Annotated in this window: 24 protein-coding genes; 10 read left to right on the forward strand and 14 right to left on the reverse strand. The window is 67.7% G+C overall.

Features of this window, described 5'->3' with window-relative positions; translation table 11 throughout:
- Positions 1–40 precede the first annotated feature (40 nt).
- The 7 genes from hisD to hisIE all read left to right on the forward strand — a co-directional run bounded on the left by hisD (position 41) and on the right by hisIE (position 6,255).
- Positions 41–1,339: a histidinol dehydrogenase gene (gene hisD, locus DEO45_RS07905; RefSeq protein WP_114342275.1), complete on the forward strand. Its 1,299-nt coding sequence runs from the start codon at positions 41–43 to the stop codon at positions 1,337–1,339.
- On the forward strand, positions 1,336–2,397 hold the full coding sequence (gene hisC, locus DEO45_RS07910; protein WP_114342278.1) for a histidinol-phosphate transaminase: 1,062 nt from the start codon (positions 1,336–1,338) through the stop codon (positions 2,395–2,397). Before hisD ends, hisC begins: the two co-directional genes overlap by 4 nt.
- Positions 2,394–3,458 (forward strand): bifunctional histidinol-phosphatase/imidazoleglycerol-phosphate dehydratase HisB, encoded by a 1,065-nt coding sequence (hisB, locus tag DEO45_RS07915; protein WP_114342281.1) that lies wholly within the window; start codon positions 2,394–2,396, stop codon positions 3,456–3,458. The genes hisC and hisB overlap by 4 nt, the downstream gene beginning before the upstream one ends.
- Positions 3,458–4,048: an imidazole glycerol phosphate synthase subunit HisH gene (gene hisH, locus DEO45_RS07920; RefSeq protein WP_114342284.1), complete on the forward strand. Its 591-nt coding sequence runs from the start codon at positions 3,458–3,460 to the stop codon at positions 4,046–4,048. Before hisB ends, hisH begins: the two co-directional genes overlap by 1 nt.
- Positions 4,045–4,773, forward strand: coding sequence for a 1-(5-phosphoribosyl)-5-[(5-phosphoribosylamino)methylideneamino]imidazole-4-carboxamide isomerase (hisA, locus tag DEO45_RS07925; protein WP_114342287.1), 729 nt, complete (start codon positions 4,045–4,047; stop codon positions 4,771–4,773). The genes hisH and hisA overlap by 4 nt, the downstream gene beginning before the upstream one ends.
- Positions 4,767–5,540, forward strand: a complete 774-nt coding sequence (gene hisF, locus DEO45_RS07930) for an imidazole glycerol phosphate synthase subunit HisF (RefSeq protein ID WP_114342289.1) — start codon at positions 4,767–4,769, stop codon at positions 5,538–5,540. The genes hisA and hisF overlap by 7 nt, the downstream gene beginning before the upstream one ends.
- A gap of 76 nt (positions 5,541–5,616) precedes the next feature.
- Positions 5,617–6,255: a bifunctional phosphoribosyl-AMP cyclohydrolase/phosphoribosyl-ATP diphosphatase HisIE gene (gene hisIE / locus DEO45_RS07935; RefSeq protein WP_114342291.1), complete on the forward strand. Its 639-nt coding sequence runs from the start codon at positions 5,617–5,619 to the stop codon at positions 6,253–6,255.
- A 6-nt stretch (positions 6,256–6,261) separates the two neighbouring features.
- Here hisIE and DEO45_RS07940 read toward each other — a convergent pair whose 3' ends face one another.
- Genes DEO45_RS07940 through DEO45_RS07955 form a run of 4 tightly spaced genes read right to left on the reverse strand, consistent with a single transcriptional unit; the run spans position 6,262 to position 9,229 of the window.
- The gene (locus tag DEO45_RS07940; protein WP_114342293.1) at positions 6,262–7,269 is read right to left on the reverse strand and encodes a C13 family peptidase; all 1,008 of its coding nucleotides are present in this window, start codon (positions 7,267–7,269) and stop codon (positions 6,262–6,264) included.
- A gap of 19 nt (positions 7,270–7,288) precedes the next feature.
- Positions 7,289–7,975 (reverse strand): acireductone synthase, encoded by a 687-nt coding sequence (gene mtnC, locus DEO45_RS07945; protein ID WP_114342296.1) that lies wholly within the window; start codon positions 7,973–7,975, stop codon positions 7,289–7,291.
- A gap of 55 nt (positions 7,976–8,030) precedes the next feature.
- Complete coding sequence (locus DEO45_RS07950) at positions 8,031–8,582, reverse strand: 1,2-dihydroxy-3-keto-5-methylthiopentene dioxygenase (RefSeq protein ID WP_114342298.1); 552 nt, start codon at positions 8,580–8,582, stop codon at positions 8,031–8,033.
- A complete protein-coding gene (locus tag DEO45_RS07955; RefSeq protein WP_114342301.1) occupies positions 8,579–9,229 on the reverse strand; it encodes a methylthioribulose 1-phosphate dehydratase in 651 nt (216 codons plus the stop codon). The genes DEO45_RS07950 and DEO45_RS07955 overlap by 4 nt, the downstream gene beginning before the upstream one ends.
- A 165-nt stretch (positions 9,230–9,394) precedes the next feature.
- Here DEO45_RS07955 and DEO45_RS07960 point away from each other — a divergent pair, with 165 nt between their 5' ends.
- A complete protein-coding gene (locus DEO45_RS07960) occupies positions 9,395–9,727 on the forward strand; it encodes a high-potential iron-sulfur protein (RefSeq protein ID WP_114342303.1) in 333 nt (110 codons plus the stop codon).
- 420 nt (positions 9,728–10,147) lie between these two features.
- On the opposite strand, the gene DEO45_RS07965 is transcribed toward DEO45_RS07960, so the two are convergent.
- Together DEO45_RS07965 and DEO45_RS07970 are read right to left on the reverse strand one after the other, a co-directional pair.
- Entirely contained in the window at positions 10,148–11,626 is a 1,479-nt protein-coding gene (locus DEO45_RS07965) for an amino acid permease (RefSeq protein ID WP_114342305.1), read from the reverse strand.
- 388 nt (positions 11,627–12,014) lie between these two features.
- Positions 12,015–13,499 carry an amino acid permease gene (locus DEO45_RS07970; RefSeq protein WP_114342307.1) on the reverse strand — a complete coding sequence of 495 codons (1,485 nt, stop codon included), beginning with the start codon at positions 13,497–13,499 and terminating at the stop codon, positions 12,015–12,017.
- A gap of 163 nt (positions 13,500–13,662) precedes the next feature.
- On the opposite strand from DEO45_RS07970, the gene DEO45_RS07975 reads away from it, so the two are divergent.
- Positions 13,663–14,214, forward strand: a complete 552-nt coding sequence (locus DEO45_RS07975; RefSeq protein ID WP_114342309.1) for an NUDIX hydrolase — start codon at positions 13,663–13,665, stop codon at positions 14,212–14,214.
- Between the two features lie 65 nt (positions 14,215–14,279).
- On the opposite strand, the gene DEO45_RS07980 is transcribed toward DEO45_RS07975, so the two are convergent.
- From DEO45_RS07980 to msrA, 5 genes are all read right to left on the reverse strand, one after another.
- A complete protein-coding gene (locus DEO45_RS07980; protein WP_114342312.1) occupies positions 14,280–14,801 on the reverse strand; it encodes a 3-hydroxyanthranilate 3,4-dioxygenase in 522 nt (173 codons plus the stop codon).
- Between the two features lie 107 nt (positions 14,802–14,908).
- Positions 14,909–15,493: a fasciclin domain-containing protein gene (locus DEO45_RS07985; protein ID WP_114342314.1), complete on the reverse strand. Its 585-nt coding sequence runs from the start codon at positions 15,491–15,493 to the stop codon at positions 14,909–14,911.
- Positions 15,494–15,718: 225 nt separating this feature from the next.
- On the reverse strand, positions 15,719–17,608 hold the full coding sequence (gene parE, locus DEO45_RS07990; RefSeq protein ID WP_114342316.1) for a DNA topoisomerase IV subunit B: 1,890 nt from the start codon (positions 17,606–17,608) through the stop codon (positions 15,719–15,721).
- 74 nt (positions 17,609–17,682) lie between these two features.
- Positions 17,683–19,530 carry an ABC transporter ATP-binding protein gene (locus DEO45_RS07995; RefSeq protein ID WP_189339699.1) on the reverse strand — a complete coding sequence of 616 codons (1,848 nt, stop codon included), beginning with the start codon at positions 19,528–19,530 and terminating at the stop codon, positions 17,683–17,685.
- A 101-nt stretch (positions 19,531–19,631) separates the two neighbouring features.
- Positions 19,632–20,336, reverse strand: a complete 705-nt coding sequence (gene msrA / locus DEO45_RS08000; protein WP_114342320.1) for a peptide-methionine (S)-S-oxide reductase MsrA — start codon at positions 20,334–20,336, stop codon at positions 19,632–19,634.
- A gap of 129 nt (positions 20,337–20,465) precedes the next feature.
- Here msrA and DEO45_RS08005 point away from each other — a divergent pair, with 129 nt between their 5' ends.
- Positions 20,466–21,281, forward strand: a complete 816-nt coding sequence (locus tag DEO45_RS08005) for an arylamine N-acetyltransferase family protein (RefSeq protein WP_114342322.1) — start codon at positions 20,466–20,468, stop codon at positions 21,279–21,281.
- Here the strand turns inward: DEO45_RS08005 and DEO45_RS08010 are convergent.
- Genes DEO45_RS08010 through DEO45_RS08020 form a run of 3 tightly spaced genes read right to left on the reverse strand, consistent with a single transcriptional unit; the run spans position 21,278 to position 22,376 of the window.
- Positions 21,278–21,505, reverse strand: coding sequence for an RNA-binding S4 domain-containing protein (locus DEO45_RS08010; protein WP_114342324.1), 228 nt, complete (start codon positions 21,503–21,505; stop codon positions 21,278–21,280). The genes DEO45_RS08005 and DEO45_RS08010 overlap by 4 nt on opposite strands.
- 20 nt (positions 21,506–21,525) lie before the next feature.
- Positions 21,526–21,966, reverse strand: coding sequence for a barstar family protein (locus tag DEO45_RS08015; RefSeq protein WP_114342327.1), 441 nt, complete (start codon positions 21,964–21,966; stop codon positions 21,526–21,528).
- Positions 21,963–22,376, reverse strand: a complete 414-nt coding sequence (locus tag DEO45_RS08020) for a ribonuclease domain-containing protein (protein WP_114342329.1) — start codon at positions 22,374–22,376, stop codon at positions 21,963–21,965. Before DEO45_RS08020 ends, DEO45_RS08015 begins: the two co-directional genes overlap by 4 nt.
- Positions 22,377–22,513 lie beyond the last annotated feature (137 nt).

The following is a 22,513-nucleotide window of genomic DNA, read 5'->3' on the forward strand; positions in this document are numbered from 1 at the left end:
AGGTTGGCATGAATCAGGTTGGCATGAAGAGCAGGCTCACATGAAACGTCTGGACTGGAACGCCCTGGATGAAACGGCGCGCCGCGAGGCGCTGGCGCGCCCTGCACAGTCGCGGGCCGACGAACTGCGCCGCGGCGTCGAGCAGATCATCGCCAACGTGCGCGAGGGCGGCGACGCGGCGCTGCGCGAACTGAGCGCGAAATACGACCGCTGCGCACTGCAGGCGATCGCGGTGGACGAGGCCGAATTCGCCGCGGCCGAGGCTTCCCTCGATCCGGCCCTGAAAGCCGCGATCCGCGAAGCGGCAGCGCGCATCGAGGCGTTCCATCGCGCGGCGGCGCTGCAGCCGGTGGCGGTGGATACCGCGCCCGGCGTACGGGTGGAGCGCATGCTTCGGCCGATCGGCCGGGTCGGCCTGTACGTGCCGGCGGGCAGCGCGCCGTTGCCGTCGACCGCCCTGATGCTGGGCGTGCCGGCGCACATCGCCGGTTGCCGCGAAGTGGTGCTGTGCTCGCCGGCGCGCGCCGACGGCCGCTGCGACGAGGCGGTGCTGTACGCCGCGCGCCTTACCGGCGTGCACAAGGTGTTCAAACTGGGTGGCGCGCAGGCGATCGCCGCGATGGCCTATGGCACTGCCAGCGTGCCGAAGTGCGACAAGCTGTTCGGCCCCGGCAATGCCTGGGTCACCGAAGCGAAATTGCAGGTGTCGTCCGATCCGGACGGCGCCGCGATCGACATGCCGGCCGGCCCGTCCGAAGTGCTGGTGATCGCCGATGCCGGGGCGAATCCGGTCTTCGTCGCCGCCGACCTGCTGTCGCAGGCCGAGCACGGGCCGGATTCGCAGGTGATCCTGCTGAGTCCGTCCGCCGACCTGCTGGATCAGGCGGCAGCCGAGGTCGAGCGCCAGTGCGCCGAATTGCCGCGCGGCGCGATCGCCGGCCGGGCGCTGGCGCAGAGCCGGCTGATCGCGGTCGACTCGCTGGCGCAGGCGGTGGAGGTGAGCAACCGTTACGCACCCGAGCACCTGATCCTGCAGGTCGCCGCGCCGCGTGCGTTGCTCGACGGCGTCGAGAGCGCGGGCTCGGTTTTCCTCGGCCAGTGGGCGCCCGAATCGGTGGGCGACTACTGCAGCGGCAGCAATCACGTGCTGCCGACCTATGGCTACGCGCGCAGCTACAGCGGCGTGTCGGTGGCCAGCTACCAGAAGCAGATCAGCGTGCAGGAAGTCAGCGCAGACGGCTTGCGCAACATCGGCCCGTGCACCGCCACGCTGGCGGCGGCGGAACAACTGGAAGCGCACCGCCGCGCGGTGACGCTGCGCCTGGAGGCTCTGGCATGAGCGTGCTCGATCTGGCGCGGCCGGAGATCCGCGCGATGCAGCCGTACTCCTCGGCACGGATGGAGGCCAGCGGCGGCGAGGTCCTGCTCAACGCGAACGAATCGGCGTGGGCGCCGGTGGGCGACGACGGCCTTGGCTGCAACCGCTACCCCGAGCCGCAGCCCGCCGCCCTGGTCGATGCATTGGCCGCGCTCTACGGCGTGCGGCGCGAACAGTTGCTGGTCGGCCGCGGCAGCGACGAGGCGATCGACCTGCTGGTGCGCGCGTTCTGTCGCGCCGGCCGCGACGCGATCCTGATCCAGCCGCCCACGTTCGGCATGTATGCGGTGTGCGCGCGGGTGCAGGACGCGGGCATCGTCGAGGTGCCGCTGGCGGCAGACGCCACCCTGGATGTGGATGCGGTGCTGGCCGCGCTGACTCCGGCAGTGAAGCTGATCTTCATCTGCACGCCGAACAATCCCACCGGCCAGCCGGTGCCGCGTGCCGACGTGGAGCGGCTGGCGCGTGCGCTGGCCGGCCGCGCGCTGCTGGTGGTGGACGAGGCCTACGTGGAGTTCGCCGACGAAGGCAGCGTGGCCGACCTGATCGACCGCTACGACAACCTCGCCGTGCTGCGCACCTTGTCCAAGGCCTGGGCGCTGGCCGGCGTGCGCATCGGCAGCCTGCTGGCGAACGCCGAGGTGATCGCACTGCTGCGCCGGATCATGGCGCCGTACCCGCTGCCGTTGCCGAGCGTGGACGCGGCGCTGCTGGCGCTGTCCGGCTGGGGGCAGGCGAACGCGCGCGAACATCTCGCCGTCGTGCGTGCGGAGCGTACGCGGATGCGCGAGGCGTTGCGCCGGTTGCCCGGCGTGCGCGACGTGCTGCCGTCGCAGGCGAACTTCCTCGCCGTGCGCTTCGACGATGCCGGCGCGGCCTACCGGCGCCTGCTCGCCGCCGGCATCGTGGTGCGCGACGTGCGCCGCTACCCCAGCCTCGGCGACGCGCTGCGCATCACCATCGGCACGCCGGCGGAGAACGAGCGCGTGCTGGCCGTCCTGCAGGAAACCAACCCGTGAGCCGCAAGATTCTTTTTATCGATCGCGATGGCTGCCTCATCGAGGAGCCGGCCGACGAGCAGATCGACAGCTACGAAAAGCTGGCCCTGCTGCCCGGCGTGATCGCCGCGTTGCAGCGCTTCGTCGCCGCCGGCTACGAGCTGGTGATGGTGAGCAACCAGGACGGCCTGGGCACCGACAGTTTCCCGGAGCCGCATTTCACCGGGCCGCACGAGCTGCTGCTGCGCATCCTCGCCTCGCAGGGCATCCGCTTCCGCGAGGTGCTGATCGACCGCAGCTTTCCGCACGAGGGCCTCGATACGCGCAAGCCCGGCGTCGGCATGCTGCGGCACTACCTCGCCGACGACGGCTGGATCCGGGCGACGTCGGCGATGGTGGGCGATCGCGAAACCGACCTGCAGTTCGCCGCGAATCTCGGCGTGCGCGGTTTCCGCGTCGGCCCGCTCGGCACGAGCTGGGATGCGCTGGCGCATCAGCTGCTGGATGCACCGCGCACCGCCACGGTGGTGCGCAATACGAAGGAAACCCGCATCACGGTCAGCGTCGACCTGGATCGGGTGGCCGAGCCGCAGGCGTACACCGGCCTGGGTTTCTTCGACCACATGCTGGAGCAGATTGGCAAGCACGGCGGCTTCGCGCTGGAACTGGCTTGCGACGGCGACACCCACATCGACGAACACCACACCATCGAGGACTGCGCGCTGGCGCTGGGCCAGGCGCTGAAGCAGGCGCTCGGCGACAAGCGCGGCATCGGCCGCTATGGCTTCACCCTGCCGATGGACGAGGCGCAGGCCAGTGCTGCGCTGGATCTGTCCGGTCGGCCCTACTTCGTGTTCGAGGGCAGCTTCCCGCGCGAGCGCGTGGGCGAGGTGCCGACCGAACTGGTGCCGCATTTCTTCCGCTCGCTGTGCGAGACGCTGGGCGCGAACCTGCACCTGAGCGTACGCGGCGACAACGCGCACCACATGGTCGAGGCCTGCTTCAAGGCGGTGGCACGCACGCTGCGCCAGGCGATCCGCCGCGAGGGCAGCGAACTGCCCAGCACCAAGGGCGCGCTGTGATGGACGTGGTGCTGGTGGACGCGGGCGGCACCAACATCGGCTCGGTGCGCTACGCGCTGCAGCGGCTGGGCGTGGACGCTGCGCTGACGTCGGACGCGGCGGCGATCCGTGGCGCCGACAAGGTGATCCTGCCCGGCGTGGGCGCCGCCGGTCCTGGAATGGCGCGGCTGCGCGAGCTGGGTCTGGTCGACGTGCTGCGTTCGCTGGAACAACCCGTGCTCGGCGTATGCCTCGGCATGCAGCTGCTGTGCGCGCGTTCGGAAGAGGGTGATACGGAGTGCCTCGGATTGATCCCGGCGCCGGTACGTCGTTTCACCGAAGCGCCCGGGCTGCGCGTGCCGCACATGGGCTGGAACCGACTGTCCGTGCAGCGGCCGCACCCGCTGCTGGCCGGCCTGGGCGACGACGACCAGGCCTATTTCGTGCACAGCTACGCGGTACCGGTCGGCGACTGGACCCTGGCCACGGCCGACTACGGCGGCGCGTTCTCGGCGGTGATCGCGCACGGCAACTTCCATGGCATGCAGTTCCATCCCGAGCGCTCCGCCGCCGTCGGCGCCCGATTGCTGAAGAACTTCCTCGAACTATGAACTTCGACGTGATTCCCGCGATCGACCTGCGTGGCGGCCAGGTGGTGCGCCTGAAGCAGGGCGACTACGCGCAGCAGACCACCTATGCCGCCGATCCGCGCGCGTTGGCGCGGCGCTATGCCGAGGCCGGCGCGCGCTGGTTGCACCTGGTCGACCTGGACGGTGCGCGCTCGGGCAGCCTGGCCAATCTCGCTGTGATCCAGGCCATCGCCACCGATGGCATGCAGATCCAGGCCGGCGGCGGCGTACGTAGCGAAGACGACCTGCGCCGGCTGTTCGACGCCGGCGTGCAGCGCGTGGTGCTGGGCAGCGTGGCGATCCGCGAGCCCGAACTCGTGGCCGGCTGGCTGGACAGCCACGGCGCCGAAAGGCTGACCCTCGCGCTCGATACGCGCCGCCTCGATGGCCGCTGGAGCCTGCCCAGCGCGGGCTGGACCGAAGTCGAAGCGCGCACGCTGGATGAGCTGGCGCCGTGGTACGCCGCGCGCGGCGCGCGCCACCTGCTGTGCACCGACATCGACCGCGACGGCATGCTCGCCGGCTTCAACCTCGATCTCTACCGCCATCTCGCCGCAACGGTGCCGTCGCTGGCCGTGCAGGCCTCCGGCGGCGTGCGCTCGCTGGATGACATCCGCGCCGCGCGCGAAGCCGGCGCGCGCGGCGTGATCCTCGGTCGTGCGCTGCTGGAAGGTCGCTTCACCGTCGGGGAGGCCCTGGCATGCTGAGCCGCCGCATCATTCCCTGCCTCGACGTGCGCGACGGCCAGGTGGTCAAGGGCGTGCGCTTCCGCGACCACGTGGTGATGGGCGAAATCGTCGACCTCGCGCTGCGCTACCGCGACGAAGGCGCCGACGAGCTGGTGTTCTACGACATCACGGCCAGCCCCGAAGGGCGCAGTGTGGATCGCGGCTGGGTCGAGAAGGTCGCACGGGCGATCGACATTCCGTTCTGCGTGGCCGGCGGCATCCGTTCGGTGGACGAGGCACGCGCGGTGCTGCATGCGGGCGCCGACAAGATCTCGGTGAACTCGCCGGCGCTGGAGCGTCCCGCACTGATCGACGAACTGGCTGCCGCGTTCGGCGTGCAGTGCGTGGTGGTCGGTATCGATTCGCTGCGCGACGCCGACGGCGAGTGGCGTGTGCGCCAGTACACCGGCGACCCCGCGAAGACCCAGGCGCTGTCGCGCCGAACGCTGGACTGGCTGGTCGAGGCGCAACAGCGCGGCGCCGGCGAGATCGTATTGAACTGCATGGGCAGCGACGGCGTGCGCCGGGGGTACGATCTGGAGCAGCTTTCCGTGGCCCGCGCGCTCTGCCGCGTGCCGCTGGTCGCCTCCGGCGGTGCCGGCGAGCCGGAACACTTCCGCGATGCCTTCCTCGAGGCCGACGTGGATGGCGCGCTGGCTGCCAGCGTGTTCCACTCCGGTGCAATTGCGATACCCGAGCTCAAGCGTTACTTGCGCGGACGGGATGTGACCGTGCGCATTGCCTAACTCGTCATTCCATGCCGGAATGACGGAAAACCGCACTTCCTTGCATGCCACGGCGCATACCGACAGCAGGTGTCCGATGACCGGCACGAACCTTCAATCCGATTTTTCCCGCCTCGACTGGGCCAAGGGCGACGGCCTGCTGCCGGCTATCGTGCAGCACTGGCTCAGCGGCGAAGTGCTGATGCTCGGCTACATGAACGCCGAGGCGCTGGCGCAGACGCAAGCCAGCGGCCACGTCACCTTCTACAGCCGCAGCAAGCAACGCCTGTGGACCAAGGGCGAAAGCTCCGGCCACGTGCTCGCGCTGAAGTCGATCCGCATCGACTGCGACGCCGACACCCTGCTGATCCAGGCCGCCCCGCATGGGCCGACCTGCCACCTCGGCACCTCCAGCTGCTTCGGTGACAGCGCCGACGTACGTCCGCCGCTCGGTTTCCTCGCCGAACTGGATGCCCTGGTCGAGCAGCGCCACGTTGAACGTCCGGCTGGCAGCTACACCACCCGGCTGTTCGACGGAGGCATTCGTCGCATAGCGCAGAAGGTGGGCGAGGAAGGCGTGGAGACCGCGCTGGCCGCGGTGGCGCAGGATGACGCCGAGCTGCTGGGCGAGGCGGCCGACCTGGTGTTCCATCTCGCCGTGGCGCTGCGCGCGCGTGGGCTTGGCCTGGCCGACGTGGTCCGCGTGCTGGACGACCGGCATGCGGCACGCGGCTGAATCGAGTTATCGGGGCGTGGCGGCGGATGCGCTGGCCGCCGGCAGCGCCGGCTTGAACGGCACCGCCGGTCCGGGCGTGATGCCCTTGCGCCACAATGCCAGCTGCGTGGTGATGCCGCTGCCGACGTCGATCTGCGGTTCGGAAGGAGTGAGCTTGTCCTGCCGCTCCCACTGGCTGATCTCGCCGCTGGCCCGCTTGAACGCGTCCGCGAAATTGTCGGTGTGGTTCAGCGCATCGACCAGCCAGGCCCTGCCGAAGTAGGTGATGTCGGAGTCGCTGCCGCAGCCGAACGAGCTGCGGTCGGCGCGGGCGGCAGTGAGCACCAGGGTGCCGGGGCCGCGCAGCGGCGGCACGAAGCCGCCCGAATAGCAGGCGTTGACCACCAGTACCTTCCACTTGAACGGGTGCATCGCCAGGATGCCGGCCAGGTCGCTGGCGCCGAGCTGGTCCAGCGGCAGCGGGTCCATGTCCAGCAGCAGGTTGTGCTCCTCGTCGCCGTGGCTGGTGAGGTACAGCAGCAGGATGTCCTGCTCCGGCTGCATCGTCTTGCCCAGCCCTTCCAGCGCGGTTTCCAGGTTGCTCCAGCTGGCCAGCGGCCGGGTGGTGAGCGTGGCCGGGTTGTTCTCCAGCACCAGGCTGTGGGCACTGGCGCCGAAGCGCTGCGCGAACAGTTGCGCGGCGTACTCGGCCTCGTTGCGGAATACGTCCTCACCGCCGTCGCCGGCGAAAGCAAGCAGATAGAGATTCGGCTTGCCGGGCACGCGTGGACCAAGCCCGGACAACGCTTCGCGCATCATCCGGGGCTGCGCGTACAGGATCTGTTCCGGGGTCGGCCCCTGCGTGGGCCAGTTGTCGAGCGCGACGCCGGCACTCGAATCCGCAGGCTCCACGCTGGCGGGTGTCGCCAGTGCGGGATGGTCGCCGACCACCGGCGTCGGTCGATGAACGGGCCACCAGAGGGCCAGCAGCACGCCGGCGGCGAACGCGAGCAGGATGGTCAGGGCATGGCGCATGGCGGATCCGCGTGTGAACTTACGGAGCGATCGCGCCGAAGTCGCGGTAGACGGCATGGCGTGGCGAAGCGGGCAGGGCCTGCGGTTCGCGCACCAGCCAGCCGGTATGGAAGCCGGCTGCCTGTGCGGCGTCGAGTTCCTCCACGATGTCGGACAGGAACAACAGATGTCGTGGCTGCTCGCCGATCGCTTCGGCGATGCGCCGGTAGGATTCGGATTCGCGCTTCGGCCCGGTTTCGGTGTCGAAGTAGCCGGCGAACAGCGCGCCCAGGTCGCCGGCTTCGCTGTGCTGGAAAAACAGTTTCTGCGCCGGCACCGAGCCGGAGGAATAGACGTACAGCCGCAGCCCGTCGGCGCGCCAGTCGCGCAGTCGCGCTGCCACTTCCGGGTAGACGTGGGCACGGTAGTCGCCGGCCTCGTAGCCGTCCTTCCAGATCATGCCCTGCAGCGCCTTCAGCGCGGTGGATTTGCGGTCCTGGTCGATCCACTGCAGCAGCAGCTCGATGATGTCCTGGCGGCTGGCCTCGACCAGCCCGGCCTCGCGGGCCGCCTCGTGCAGCCAGTGCTGCACCTCGGGCTTGGTGCCGTGGGTTTCGACGAAGGCGGGCAGCCGCTTGCGCGCGTATGGGAACAGCACGTCGCGGACGAAGTCGATCGAGCTGGTGGTGCCCTCGATGTCGGTGACGATGGCGCGGATTTCGATCATGGCTTCGGGATCCGGGGTCCGAGGTTCGGGAAGAGCATCGCCCGCGAGCGGGCTCCTACACGGCAGGCGCCATGCGCGGGAAGCGCGAGGCGATGTCGTCGCCGGTGAAGTTGGCCACCCAGCCTTCCTTGTTGGTGAACAGCCGGATCGCCACGAAGTAGGGCGCCTCGCTCATGTCGAACCAGTGGCGGGTGCCGTCGGGTACGCCGATCAGGTCGCCCTGTTCGCACAGGATGTCGTAGACCTTGCCGCCGAGGTGCAGAGTGAACTGGCCGGCCCCGGCGACGAAGAAGCGCACCTCGTCCTCGCTGTGGGTATGCTCGCTGAGGAACTTCTGGCGCAGCGTCGCGCGGTCGGGGTGATCGGGAGCGAGGCTGATCACGTCCACGGCCTGGTAGCCTTCCTCGCGCATCAGCCGGTCGATGTCGCCGCGATAGGCGGCGATCACCTCGTCCTGGCTGGCGCCCGGCGCGATCTGCTGGCTTGCCTCCCACTGCTCGAAGCGGACGCCCGCATTGCCGAGTTCCGCGGCGATCGCGGCGTGTTCGTCGATCACCGCCAGCGGCGATTGCGGTCGGGTTTCGTCGAAGATGCGCAGGCGGCTCATGATGCCCTCAGTCTTTTCAGGTCAAGTTCGCAGCCGAGCAGGAACTCCAGCGCCTCCAGGTGGCGCTGCGTCTCGGCCATGTCGCGGCCCCAGGTGTAGATGCCGTGACCGTCGATCAGGTAGGCATGCAGCGGCTTGCCTGCATCCAGCCAGGCATCGACCCTGGCCACCAGTTCGGGCATATGCTGGGTGTTCGGGAACACCGGGATCTCCAGCACGCTTTCGTGGGTGTGGTAACCGCTGATCGCCTTCTGCAGCTCCCAGCCCTGCAGCCGGATCACACCCTCGCCGGCGAACAGCCGCGATGCCACGCTCTGCGTGCGCGAGTGGGTGTGCAGCACCGCATTCATCTCCGGCCAGCGCCGGTAGATCTGGGTGTGCAACGCCGTTTCGGCGCTGGGCCTGGCATCGGTACCGACGGCATGGCCCTGCAGGTCGATCAGCATGATGTCGTCGCGGCCGAGCCTGCCCTTGTGCCGGCCGGAGACGGTGATCGCCGCGTGGCCGGCATCGACCCGCATCGAGAAGTTGCTGCTGGTCGCCGGCGTCCAGCCCAGCATGGACAGCTCGCGCGCGGCGTCGGCGATGGCGTCGGCGCACTGTTCGAACGCTCTGGCGGGGATCGCGGCTGGGAGGATCTGGCTCATGCGGTTTGGACGTCCAAATGAGCTTGAACTATAACATGTGCGCGCTCGCCGCCCAGCTGGAATGAGAGCCATTCTCGCAAGTCAGGAAATATTTGGATGGTGGGCGTAACATCGAACCGGATCCGGCGCAGGGTGTGCCGGACAGATTCCGACGGAGGCTTGCCCATGTCGAAAGAACAAGATATCGAATCGCGTCGCCGGTTCCTCAAGGTGGCTGCCGGCACGACGGCGGCAGCGGTGGTCATCGGCAGCCTGCCACGCTTTGCGCGGGCGGCGGAATTGCCGCCGGTGAGCGAGTCGGACCCGACCGCGAAGGCATTGGGCTATGTGGAAGACGCCAAAAAGACCACCAACGCGAAGTACAAGGCCGGCGACGACTGCACCAACTGCCAGTTCTACAGCGGCGGCCCCACCGGCCGCGGCCCATGCCAGTTGTTCCCGGGCAAGTCGGTGAATGCGAAGGGCTGGTGCGTGTCGCACACGCCGAAGAAAGCCTGACCACAACCTTCCCCACGAATCGCATGAAGAGGCCGGCTCATCGCCGGCCTTTTTGTTGCCGTACCGGAGGAGCTGCCCGGAACTGCATGATGCGGTTCGATACGCAGGCAAAAGTGCGGCCCGGACACATCAGGTCGAGGAGCTACCCACCTGACGCGCCGAGCCGCGATCCGGGGCCCACTGCCAAGTGATCAACCCGCGGACTGAGGATGATACTCCCGAGTCTGCCAAATGGGCGACCGGTCGCGCGATTTCTCTTGGAAAATTCTCGTTAATACATTGAAAAATAAAGAAATATTCTAGTGATTCCGAGATTTGTCGAGAATCCCCGCGATGCCTGCGGATAAACATCATTCCAGGCGTTTCGCCGGATATGGCACTTTTTCGACGATATGTGACGATATTCGACGAAATTATGCATCAGGGCGGGGTGGCATCCGTCGCCGGGCTGCGCAGGTGGCTGTGCCGGTTGCTGTAGCCGAAATAGATGAGCAGGCCGATGAACGTCCAGACGATCATCAGCGTCCAGTTGTACCAGGCCATGGTGGACAGCAGGGCCAGGCAGCTAAGGATGCCGAGCGTGCAGATCACCGGCGCGAACGGCACGCGGAAGGTGCGCGGCAGCTCCGGCCGGGTGTGTCGCAGGATCCACACGCCGGCGCAGACCGCGATGAACGCGATCAGCGTGCCCATCGACACCAGGTCGCCCAGCACGTCCAGCGGAAAGACCGCCGCGAGCAGGGAGATCCCGGCGCCGGTGATCAGCGTGTTGAGGTGCGGCGTGCGATAGCGCGGGTGGATCCGGGTGAACACCTTCGGCAGCATGCCGTCGCGGCCCATGATCATGAAGATGCGCGGCTGCGCGATGATCATCACCAGCACCACCGACGACAGCCCGAGCAGCGCACCGACCTCTACCAGCCAGCGCAGCCATTCCAGTTGCGGGTGTCCATGCAGGGCGGTGACCACCGGCTCGTCGGTGCCGAGCAGGGTGTACGAGGTCAGGCCGGTCATCACCGCGGCCATCGCGATGTACAGCACGGTACAGATCGCCAGCGAGGCGAGGATGCCGATCGGCAGGTCACGCTGCGGGTTGCGCGACTCCTGCGCGGCCACCGAGGTGGCCTCGAAGCCGATGTAGGCGAAGAACACCATCGCCGCGCCGCGCAGCACGCCATCCCAGCCGTACTTGTAGTGGCCCTGCGACTCGGGCACGAACGGGTGCCAGTTGGACGGGTCGACATAGCGCCAGCCGACCACGATCACCAGGGTGATGAGGCCAACCTTGAGCGCCACCATCGCCGCATTCGCCAGGCTCGACTCCCGGATGCCGACGTAGCAGATCCAGGTCAGCAGCAGGATAAGCACCACCGCCGGCAGGTTGAGCAGCGCCCCGGTGGCCACCAGGTGGTGGTCGGCGGTGAACGCGAGCGGCGCCTGGGTCAACGACGAGGGCAGGCTCAGGTCCATGTTGAAGGCATGCCCGATGTGGTCGAGCAGGCTGAGGAAGTAGCCGGTCCAGCTCACCGCCACGGCGGAGGCGGACACGCCGTACTCCAGCACCAGGTTCCAGCCGATGAACCAGGCCATCAGCTCGCCCAGGGTGGCATAGGCGTAGGAGTAGGCGCTGCCGGAAACCGGGATCAGCGTGGCGAACTCGGCGTAGCACAGCGCGGTGAACGTGCTGCAGATCGCCGCCAGGATGAAGGACAGGATCACCGCCGGCCCGGCATGGTCAGCCGCTGCCTGGCCGGTGATCACGAAGATGCCGCCGCCGATCACCGCGCCGATGCCCAGCGCGGTCAGGCCCCAGGGCCCGAGGGTGCGGCGCAGTGTGGGGCCGTGCGTGTCGTCGGGTTCGTTGAAATCGGTCTTGCGGGCGATCAGTTGCTTGAGCATGGGGTCAGAGCCTGTTCAATGTCTCTACATGGCCCGCGCCGGGAGCGGTTTGCGCGCAGGCCAAGGAAGAACGAGGGCACGCGGGGAGAGTCCATGGATGGACTCGGCTTTGAGGAGCGAGGAGTGGACGTCCGTCCACGACCGAGTGATGACGTAGGCATGCGCGCAAACCGCCCCGGCCCTTCAGGTTGCCTTGCCGTGGCCGCCATGCGGCAGCGCACGGCTTGACCTGCCAGCCAGGCAGGCGCTGCGCCACGCGCCACCACCTGACGGCCACGGCAAGACAACGCGGGCTATGTAGAGACATTGAACAGGCTCTTGTGGACGTGAAACCGGCACGATACGCGTCGTGCCGGCGGCGTGGCGAACGATGCGCGCGGGTGCGGAATCAGTCCGGTTCGACGCCACAAGCCAGGTGGCTCTTGCGGTAACCGTACAGGTAGTACACCACCAGGCCGATTGCGCCCCACACGAAGAACGTGATCTTCGCTTCCTTCGACAGGTTGAGGAACAGCAGCAGGCAGCCGATCACGGCCAGCGGGCAAACCACCCATGGCAGCGGGGTGCGGAACGGGCGGGGACGCTCGGGCTGGGTGCGGCGCAGGATCAGCACGCCCACCGCGACCATGATGAACGCGAACAGCGTGCCTGAGTTGGTGATGTCGGCGAGGATGCCGACCGGGAACAGCGCGCCGAACAGCGAGACGAAGCTGCCGGTGATCAGGGTGATTATGTGGGGCGTGTGGAAGCGCGGGTGGATCTTGGCCAGCGAGTTCGGCAGCAGCCCGTCGCGCGACATGGTGAAGAAGATGCGGGTCTGGCCGTAGGTCATGGTCAGGATCACCGACGGCAGCGCGATGCCGGCGGCGAAGGCGATGAAGGCGGCGATGTTGTTGTGGCCGAGCAGGCGCACCACGTGGGCCAGCGCCTCCTTGCTGCACACCAGCGCATCCGAGCCCTGACACGCCGCCGCGAATGCCGGCGTGCCCGGTTCCAGTGCCACGCCGTTGGGGCCCAGCATGGGCTGCGAGCCCACCGAGCCTACCGCGGCGTAGCTCACCAGCAGGTAGTAGATGGTGCACACGCTCAGCGAGGCGATCAGCGCGATCGGGATATTGCGGTTCGGGTTCCTGGTTTCCTCGGCCGCCGTGGAAATGGCGTCGAAGCCGATGTAGGCGAACACGATGGAAGCTGCCGCGCCGAGCACGCCGATGCCGCCCATCGGACTGCCCCAGCCATTGGGCACGAAGGGCGTGAAGTTCTGATCCTTCACCGCCGGCAGCGCGACAATGATGAAGGCGGTGAGGGCGATGATCTTGACCAGCACCAGGACGGTGTTGACCTTGGCCGACTTCGACGTGCCGATCACCAGCAGGCCGGTGACCGCAAGGCCGATCAGGCAGGCCAGCAGGTTGAAGCTGCCGCCATCCATCGGGCCCACCTGCAGGAAGTGCGGCAGGCCGAATCCGGCATGCGTCAGCAGGCCGTTGACGTAACCGGCCCAGCCCACGCATACCGTGCTGGCGGCGATGGTGTATTCCAGCACCAGCGCCCAGCCCACCACCCAGGCGGTGCCCTCGCCGAGCACGCCGTAGGTGTAGGTGTAGGCCGAGCCGGCCACCGGGACCATCGAGGCAAGTTCCGCGTAGGCGAGAGCGGCGAATGCGCAGACCACCGCGGCGATCACGAACGCGATCATCATGCCCGGGCCGGCTTTCTGGCCCGCTTCGGCGGTGAGCACAAAGATGCCGGTGCCGATGATCGCGCCGATGCCGAGCATGGTGAGCTGGAAGGCGCCGAGCTGGCGTGTAAGGCCCTTTTTCTCGGCCGTGGCGATGATCTGATCGATCGGCTTGATGCGCTTGAACAGCATGCAGTGGCTCCCCGGAAAACAACGACGTCGCGCTCGAACGAAAACGCGACGAAGATGGACGCGAGAGCCGACGGACGGCCAACCATAGCGGAGCGTCCGGAGGGGTACAAGGTGCGATGCAGCTAGAATGGGCGGCGGTTCCCCGCATCCCCGGCCACAAGTCATGCCGCCCTTTCTTCAGCAACTTGCCGCCGCACTGGGCGACTATCTCGCGCGCCATCCGGAGGAAGGCGAGGGGGTCGCCCTGTTCGAGGCTTTCCTCGCTTCGCACGCGGCAGTGTTCGAGCGCGGCCATGCAGTGGGCCACTTCACCGGCTCGGCGTGGCTGGTGAGCGGGGACGGCGAGCGCGTGTTGCTGATGCATCACCGCAAACTGGACCGATGGTTGCAGCCGGGCGGCCATGCCGACGGCGATGCGGACCTCATGCGGGTAGCGCTGCGCGAGGCGCAGGAGGAGACCGGCGTGGCCGGCCTGCACGCCGAAGGCGGCATCTTCGACCTCGACCGGCATCGCATCCCGGCGCGCGGCGATGAAGCGGAGCACTGGCATTACGACGTGCGTTATGTGGTGCGAGCCGGTACGAACGAGCGCTTCACCATCAACCAGGAATCCCGCGCGTTGACCTGGCGATCGGTCGCCGAGGTGGCGAAGGATCAAAGCCTCGATATTTCGTTGCGGCGCATGGCGCGCAAGTGGCTGGGGGGCACGGCGTAGGGCGGACACCATCCGCCGGCTCTGTTCGGCATGTTGCCGTGGAAGCGTGGCGGGCGTTGCCCGCCCTACGCGTATTTCGCCGGTGCCGGGTTGAGATGGTTGCAGGCGGTGCAGGTGCGCGCCTCGCGCGAGCCGTAGAAACGATCGAACACCGGCGGGAAATCGTGCTCGATGTCGTCGAGCACGAAATATTCCTCGTACAGCTTGTGGTTGCAGCGTTCGCAGAACCACAACAGGCCGTCCTTCTCGCCGGCGATCCGGCGGCGCTCGATCACCAGTCCGATCGACGCCGGCATGCGCTGCGGCGAATGCGGCACGCGCGGCGGCAGGTAGAACATCTCGCCGGCGCGGATCGGGATGTCGCGCGCGTGGCCCTCGTCCTGCACCTTCAGCACCATCTCGCCTTCGAGCTGATAGAAGAACTCGGGGCCTTCGTCGTGGTGGTAGTCGGTGCGCGCGTTGGGGCCCCCCACGATCATGATGATGAAGTCGCCGTCGACGATGCACTTGTTGCCGACTGGCGGCTTCAGCAGGTGACGGTGTTCGTCGATCCAGCGCTGCAGGTCGAGCGGTGGAAGCAAGGCCATGTCTGGTGGTTCCTCGAGGACGGACAAGCACCTTAGCGCCGTCGCCGGCACAAAAAAAGCCGCCCCGACGAGAGGATCGGGGCGGCGCTGGTGGTGCAGGTCGCGGCTTACGGCATCAGCACCTTGTCGATCACGTGGATCACGCCATTGGACTGGATCACATCGCCGATGGTGACGTGTGCCACGTTGCCCTTGTCGTCGGTGATTGCCCAGCGGCCATCGTCCTTGCTCACGGTGAGCGAATCACCCTCGACAGTCTTGAGCATTGCCTTCCCGCCACCAGCTGCGACCTTTGCAGCGAGGTCGTGCGCAGTCAGGCGACCGGCCACGACGTGGTAGGTCAGGATCTTGGTCAGGGTGGCCTTGTTCTCCGGCTTCAGCAGGTTGTCGACGGTGCCGGGCGGCAGCGCCGCAAACGCATCGTTGGTCGGCGCGAACACCGTGAACGGACCGGGGCCTGACAATGTATCGACCAGGCCGGCGGCTTTCACCGCGGCGACCAGAGTGGTGTGATCCTTCGAGTTCGCCGCGTTCTGGATGATGTTCTTCGACGGATACATGGCCGCGCCACCGACCATCACGGTCTTTTCGGTGCTCATCGAGCCGGCCATCGCCATGGGCACAACGGCCACAGTGGCAAGGGCCAGCGAAAGGCCGATGGCGAGGGTGCGCATGTGCTGATTGATCGTCATGGATGTTCTCCGGTGTTGTCCGCTTCGCGGAGTGGAAGCGTGTGGAGATACGCCGCAGACGCGGTGCCGGATGCAGCCACAACCCGGGACGGTTCAGACGGTCAGGGATCCATTCATGTGGCAAATGCTTCGGAAGATCCCGGAACACTTCCCGGCGACGTCGTTCCGGCGGCACTCGGACAACCGAGTTCCTGCCGGCTAGTAGTCGGCAGCGTCCATTGCCGCTCAGACTTCCAGCGTGGCCAGGTCGCCTTTCTCTTCCAGCCATGCCTTGCGATCACCGGCACGCTTCTTCGCCAGCAGCATGTCCATCAGCTTGGCGGTGCCGTCGTCGTCGCCGACGGTCAGCTGCACCAGCCGGCGCGTGTCCGGGTGGATGGTCGATTCGCGCAGCTGCGGCGGGTTCATCTCGCCCAGGCCCTTGAAGCGGGTGGTGCTGACTGCGCCCTTCATCTTTTCGCGCTCGACCCGCTGCAGCATCGCCTCCTTCTCCGCCTCGTCGAGGCAGTAGAACACCTGCTTGCCCACGTCGACGCGGAACAGCGGCGGCATCGCCACGAACACATGGCCTTCGCTGACCAGTTTCGGGAAGTGCCTGAGGAACAGCGCGGACAGCAGGGTGGCGATGTGCAGGCCGTCGGAATCGGCATCGGCGAGGATGACCACCTTGCCGTAGCGCAGGCCGGAAAGATCGTCCTTGCCAGGGTCGCAGCCGATCGCCACGGCGAGGTTGTGCACTTCCTCCGAGGCCAGCACCGAGGTGGACTCCACCTCCCAGGTGTTGAGGATCTTGCCGCGCAGCGGCAGGATCGCCTGGAACTCCTTGTCGCGCGCCTGCTTGGCGCTGCCGCCGGCGGAGTCGCCCTCGACCAGGAACAGCTCGGTGCGGGTGAGATCGGTGGCGGTGCAGTCGGCCAGCTTGCCGGGCAACTGCGGGCCCTGGGTGATCTTCTTGCGGACGATCTGCTTGGCGGCCTTCAGGCGCGCGCTCGCGCGCTCGATCGCCAGCTGCGCGATGCGCTCGCCCATCTCCACATGCTGGTTCAGCCACAGGCTGAAAGCGTCGTGGATGACGTTCTCGACCAGGCCGGCGGCGTTGCGCGAGGAGAGCCGCTCCTTGGTCTGGCCGGCGAACTGCGGGTCCTGCAGCCGCGTGGACAGCACGAACGACAGCCGCTCCCACACGTCCTCCGGCGCCAGCTTGACGCCGCGCGGCAGCAGGTTGCGAATGTCGCAGAACTCGCGGATCGCGGTGGTCAGCCCGCTGCGCAGGCCGTTGACGTGGGTGCCGCCCTGGGCGGTGGGGATCAGGTTGACGTAGCTCTCCTGCACCAGCTCGCCTTCCGGCAGCCAGGCCAGCGCCACTTCCAGGCCTTCGACGTCGCGCGCCATGTGATGCACGAACAACTCGTTCGGCAGCGCTTCGATGCCGTCGAGTTCGCTGCGCAGGTAGTCGCGCAGGCCATCCTCGTAATGCCACTCGACGACCTCGCCGCTGGCTTCGTCGGTGAGCTTCACGTTGAGGCCGGCGCACAGCACCGCCTTGGCGCGCAGCAGGTGCTTGAGCTTGCCCAGCGAGATCTTCGGCGAATCGAAGTATTTCGCCTCGGGCCAGAACCGCAGGGTGGTGCCGCTGCGCTTCTTCGGCACCGTGCCGATCACTTCGAGCGGGCTGACCTTGTCGCCATGCGCGAACACCATGCGGTATTCCGAACCGTCGCGACGGATCGTCACTTCCACCCGGTCGGACAGTGCGTTGACTACCGACACGCCCACGCCGTGCAGACCGCCCGAGAAGCTGTAGTTCTTGCCGCTGAATTTTCCGCCTGCGTGCAGCCGGGTCATGATCAGCTCGACGCCGGAGACGCCTTCCTCGGGATGGATATCCACCGGCATGCCGCGACCGTCGTCGCTCACCTCCACCGAGCCGTCGCCGTGCAGCACCACCTCGATGCTCTTCGCATGGCCGGCCAGCGCCTCGTCCACCGAATTGTCCACCACCTCCTGCACCAGGTGGTTCGGGCGGGTAGTGTCGGTATACATGCCCGGCCGGCGTTTGACCGGATCCAGGCCGGAGAGGACTTCGATGTCGGCGGCGTTGTAGCGACTGCTCATGCGTGTGTTTCGATCCAGACAAGACGACAAAGCATGGGGCGCGCGGGCGGCGATGGTCAAGCCGACTGCCCGGATCAGCGGTAGCCCTGTGCCTGCAACGAGAACAGCTGCGCATAGTGCCCGTCCAGCGCCATCAGCTGCTCGTGGCTGCCGTGCTCGACGATGCGGCCATCCTGGATCACGATGATCTGGTCGGCCATGCGCACCGTGGAGAAGCGGTGCGAGATCAGGATCGCGATGCGGCCGCCGGCCAGTTCGCGGAAGTGCTCGAAGATGGTGGCCTCGGCGGCGGCATCCATTGCGGCGGTGGGTTCGTCCAGCACCAGGATGTCGGCGCGCGAGCGCATGAAGGCGCGGGCCAGGGCGATCTTCTGCCACTGGCCGCCGGACAGTTCGCGACCGTCGTTGAACCATTTGCCGAGCGGGGTCTGGAAACCGGCAGGCAGCGTGTCGATGAAGTCGCTGGCCATGCCCTTGTTGCTGGCTTCGCGCCAGCGCGCTTCGTCTTCGAAGTGGCTGACGTCGCCGGCGCCGACGTTCTCGCCCACGCGCATCTGGTAGCGGGCGAAATCCTGGAAGATCACGCCGATCCGCTGCAGCAGGGTGGCCTCGTCCCATTCGCGCAGGTCGGTGCCGTCGAGCAGGATGCGGCCGCTGTCCGGCGTGTAGAGGCGCGTCAGCAGCTTGATCAGGGTGGTCTTGCCCGAGCCGTTCTGGCCGACCAGGGCCAGCGACTCGCCGGGACGGATGTGCAGGTTGATGTCGTGCAGCGCCGGTTCGCCGGCGCCGGGGTAGGTGAAGCCGACGTGCTCGAAGCGGATGCCGTCGTCGGGTTTCGCACCGCGTTGTGCGGCGCCCAGCGAAGGCGGCACCGGCGTTTCGAGGTACTCGTACAGGGTCGACAGGTACAGGTTGTCCTCGTACATACCGCCGATCGCCGACAGCATCGCCGACACCGCCGCCTGGCCCTGGCGGAACAGCATCAGGTACATCGTCATCTGGCCCAGCGTGATGCGTGCGACTACGGTGCTTGCCGCAATCCACGCGTAGGCGCCGTACAGCGTGAGCGTGCCGAGCAGGCCCAGGCCGAAGCCCCAGCTTTCGCGGCGCACGGTGAGGTCGCGGTCGTCGCGGTAGAGCTTGTCGAAGATGTCGCGGTAACGGCCCAGCAGCAGCGGGCCGAGGCCGAACAGCTTCACTTCCTTGGCGTGGTCCTCGCGCGCCAGCACGGTTTCCAGGTACAGCTGCATGCGCGTTTCCGGCGAGCGCCAGCGGAACAGCCGGAACGCGTCGCCGGAGAACTTTGTCTCGGCGAAGAACGACGGCAGCCCGGCCAGCAACAGCACGGCCACCGCCCATGGCGAGAACTGGAACAGCAAGGTGCCGTAACTGAGCAGCGAAACCGCGTTCTGTGCCAGCCCGAACGTGCGCGTGACCAGCGACAGCGGCCGGCTCGACGCCTCGCGGCGGGCGCGGGTGAGCTTGTCGTAGAACTCCGAGTCCTCGAAGTGCGCCAGCTCCAGCGTCAGCGCCTTCTCCAGGATCATCACGTTGACGCGCTGCCCCAATTGCGCGCGCAGCAGCGACTGGCACATCGACAGCCCGCGTTGCGCGCCGGCCAGCGCCGCCACCAGTACGCCTTCCAGCGCCACCCATTCGAAGACCGGTCGCAAACCCGCCTCGCCGCTGGCGGACCACGCACGGCTGGCGTTCACCACCGCGTCGACGATATGCGCGCCGACATACGCCACGCCGGCCGGCAGCAGGCCGGCGACCAGGGTCAGCAGGGCCAGCGCGACCGTCAGCGCGTGGCTGGTACTCCACACCAGTTCGATCGCGCGCCCGCTGTAGCGGAACACGCCGAGGAAGCTGCGCGTGAGTTCGGTCGATTCGGCAGGCGGTGGAGAGGCGTGGGGCGGCACGTGGGGAGATCGTCAGGCCGGCGGCGCACATGCGCGGAAGTCCCGAGATGGGGGCCGCTCCGCTTCACTCAAGCCAGCGCAGGCAGGCCACTGCCGGCACGTCAGTGCAGCTGCACCTCGACGACCTGCCGGTCCGGCTGGTAGAGCGCAGGGAACAGCCGCTTCAGTTGCGCCACCTTCGGCGCATCGTTGTAGACGATGTACGGATTGTTCGGATGCAGCTGGAAGTAATGCTGGTGGTACGCCTCGGCCGGGTAGAATGCCTGCAGCGGCACCAGCTGCGTCACGATCGGCGCGGGGAAGGCTTTCGCCGCGGCCAGCTGCGCGAGATAGGCACCGGCGATCCGTTGCTGCCCGGGATCGGCGTAGAAGATCACCGATCGGTACTGGTTGCCCACGTCCGGACCCTGCCGGTTCCGTTCGGTGGGATCGAGCGCGACCGAGAAGAACACCTGCAGCAGCGTGCCGTAGCTGACCTCGGCCGGGTCGAAATGCACCTGCACCGATTCGGCGTGGCCGGTATCGCCCGCGCCGACCTCGTCGTAATGCGCGGTATCGGCGTTGCCGCCGGAGTAGCCGGCCACCACCTTGCGTACCCCTCTGACGTGCTCGAACACCGCCTCGACGCCCCAGAAGCAGCCGCCTGCCAGCACCGCGACCTGCTCGCCGTGGGCGGCGGTTTTCGGCGCGTCGAGCGTCGGCGCCGGGAGCGCGCCGCTGGCGGCGGACACCGGCTGGCACGCGCTCACGCCCAGCATCAGCAGGGCGACCAGGGGCATGACGTGGAGTGTGCTGCGACGGATCATGCTGCGCCTCGCCGGAATGGCCATCGGGTGGCCGATACCTGTTCTTCGCCGGGCCTATGCCATCGGTTACCTGTGCGGCGACGGTCGGCCGGGTACCATCATTATCTGTCGGCTTCGTGGAGTTGAGGGATGCAAGGTTCCATCGATCTGGGCGCCTACCTGCGGCGCGTCGGCTGGCACGGCAGCGTCGCCGCCGACCTGGCCACCTTGCACGGCCTGGCCGTGGCACACGTGGCGGCGATCCCGTTCGAGAACCTCAACCCGCTGCTGGGCCTGCCGGTCGAACTGGATACGCCGGCGCTGGAGCGGAAACTGGTGCACGACGGCCGCGGCGGCTACTGCTTCGAGCAGAACCTGCTGTTCGCCGCGGTGCTGCGCACGATCGGCTTCGAGGTGTCGGGTCTGATCGCGCGGGTGCTGTGGCAGCACCCGGAGGATGCGGTCACCGCGCAGACCCACATGTTGCTGCGTGTCGAGCTGGAGGGCGCGAGCTGGCTGGCGGACGTGGGTTTCGGCGGTCAGGTGCTGACCGGTGCGCTGCGGCTGCAGGCCGGCATCGAACAGCCGACCGGCCATGAGCCATTCCGGCTGCTCGAGCGTGACGGCGAGTGGCGCATGCAGTCGCAGGTGCGCGGGCAGTGGTTCACGTTGTACCGCTTCGACCTGCGGCGTTGCGAGATGATCGACTACGTGGTGGCCAACCACTACGTTTCCACGCATCCGGCGTCGCGCTTCCCGAGCAACCTGATCGCGGCGCGCACCACCGCCGACCGGCGCATGAGCCTGCTCAACCATGAGTACACCGTGCGCCGGCTGGGCCAGGAGCCCGAGCGGCACAGCCTGCGCGACAGCGCCGAGATACGGCGCGTGCTGGAAGAGGCGTTCCTGTTGCGTCTGCCCGTGCACGCCGGTCTGGATCGGCGGCTGGACAGCCTGCCTGGCTAGGCCTCGGGGTCGGCTAGCACGTGGATCTCCACGTCGTCGATGCCGACCACCTGGCCTGCGCGGATCTTGCAGGTCTTGCGCAGTTCCACGGTGCCGTCCACGCGCACCGCGCCGCTGGCCACGATCGCCTTGCCCGCGCCACCGCTGTCGCACAGGCCGACCAGCTTGATCAGCATGTTGAGCTCGACGTAGTCGCCTTCCAGTTCAAAATCGATGGTTTGCATGGGTGTCCGGGGTGCGGGAATCAGGCGGCGGGATGTTCGTCGAAGGCGCCGTCGGGCAGCGCCAGGCACGCGAACCACGGCATGTCGTGTTCGCCGCCGAAAGTGGCGGCGTCGTCGAGGATGCCGAGCAGGATGTTGTAGTCCGCCTCCGCGGCTTGCAACAGCTGGTCGGCGTGGTCGAACAACAGCACGTAGCCCCAGGCCGGCATCCAGCCGAGATCGCGCAGGCAGTCGGCCAGCGCGTCCCAGTTGTGGCCGAACGTGGCCGGCAGCTGCAGCGAGGCGGCGAGCCGGCGCAGCAATTCGTCCTTGCCGTGGCAGCCTGCCAGGTCGGTGCGGCATACCTGCAGTTGCTCGCGCGCGGCGGCACGGGCCAGCCGGTCCAGGTCGCCGGCACTGACGAAGTACACCCCGTTCATGGCGGGGCGGGTCAGGTCCAGGTCGAAGCCGTGCGGACTCATCGGCCCGTCTCGAGGCGGCGGAAACTGCGGTAATGGTCGTCGGTGTAGTACCACATCACCGGCGGCGTGCCGCCGGTGATGATGCGCCGTGCGCCGCGATTGCGCGCGCCCGGCGTCTCCACCGTGTACTCGTGGTAGTAGCCGCGCGGCTGATTCGGCAACAGGCCTTCGTAGTTGCCGAACACGGCGCCGTCCTGGTCGTGCTCGAACGGGCCGCCGCGGGCGATCCGCTCCAGCGTGTCGTGCGCCTCGGGCGGCAGCATGTCCGCCGGTGGGTTCGCGATCGCCGTCTGGCCGGGTGCGCTGGGAGTGGGTGCGACCCGGGGTTGCGGCGTCTCGCCATGGCGATTCCAGAGCGCCAACGCGGTGAGGATGATTACCAGCAGGATCAGTGACTTGAGTGGACGCATGCAGACTCGTGGGCGGATGGAAGCGGCGCGAGCTTAGCAGGGCGGCGGCGGCCGGCGATGCGAACGGAGCGAGGTTTCGGGGTTCCGCGATCGCAAGAAATTGCGCACACTGCGGGATCGCACGGCGCCGACACCGC

It is taken from the genome of Rhodanobacter denitrificans (assembly GCF_003335105.1).
GTDB lineage: Bacteria > Pseudomonadota > Gammaproteobacteria > Xanthomonadales > Rhodanobacteraceae > Rhodanobacter > Rhodanobacter denitrificans_A.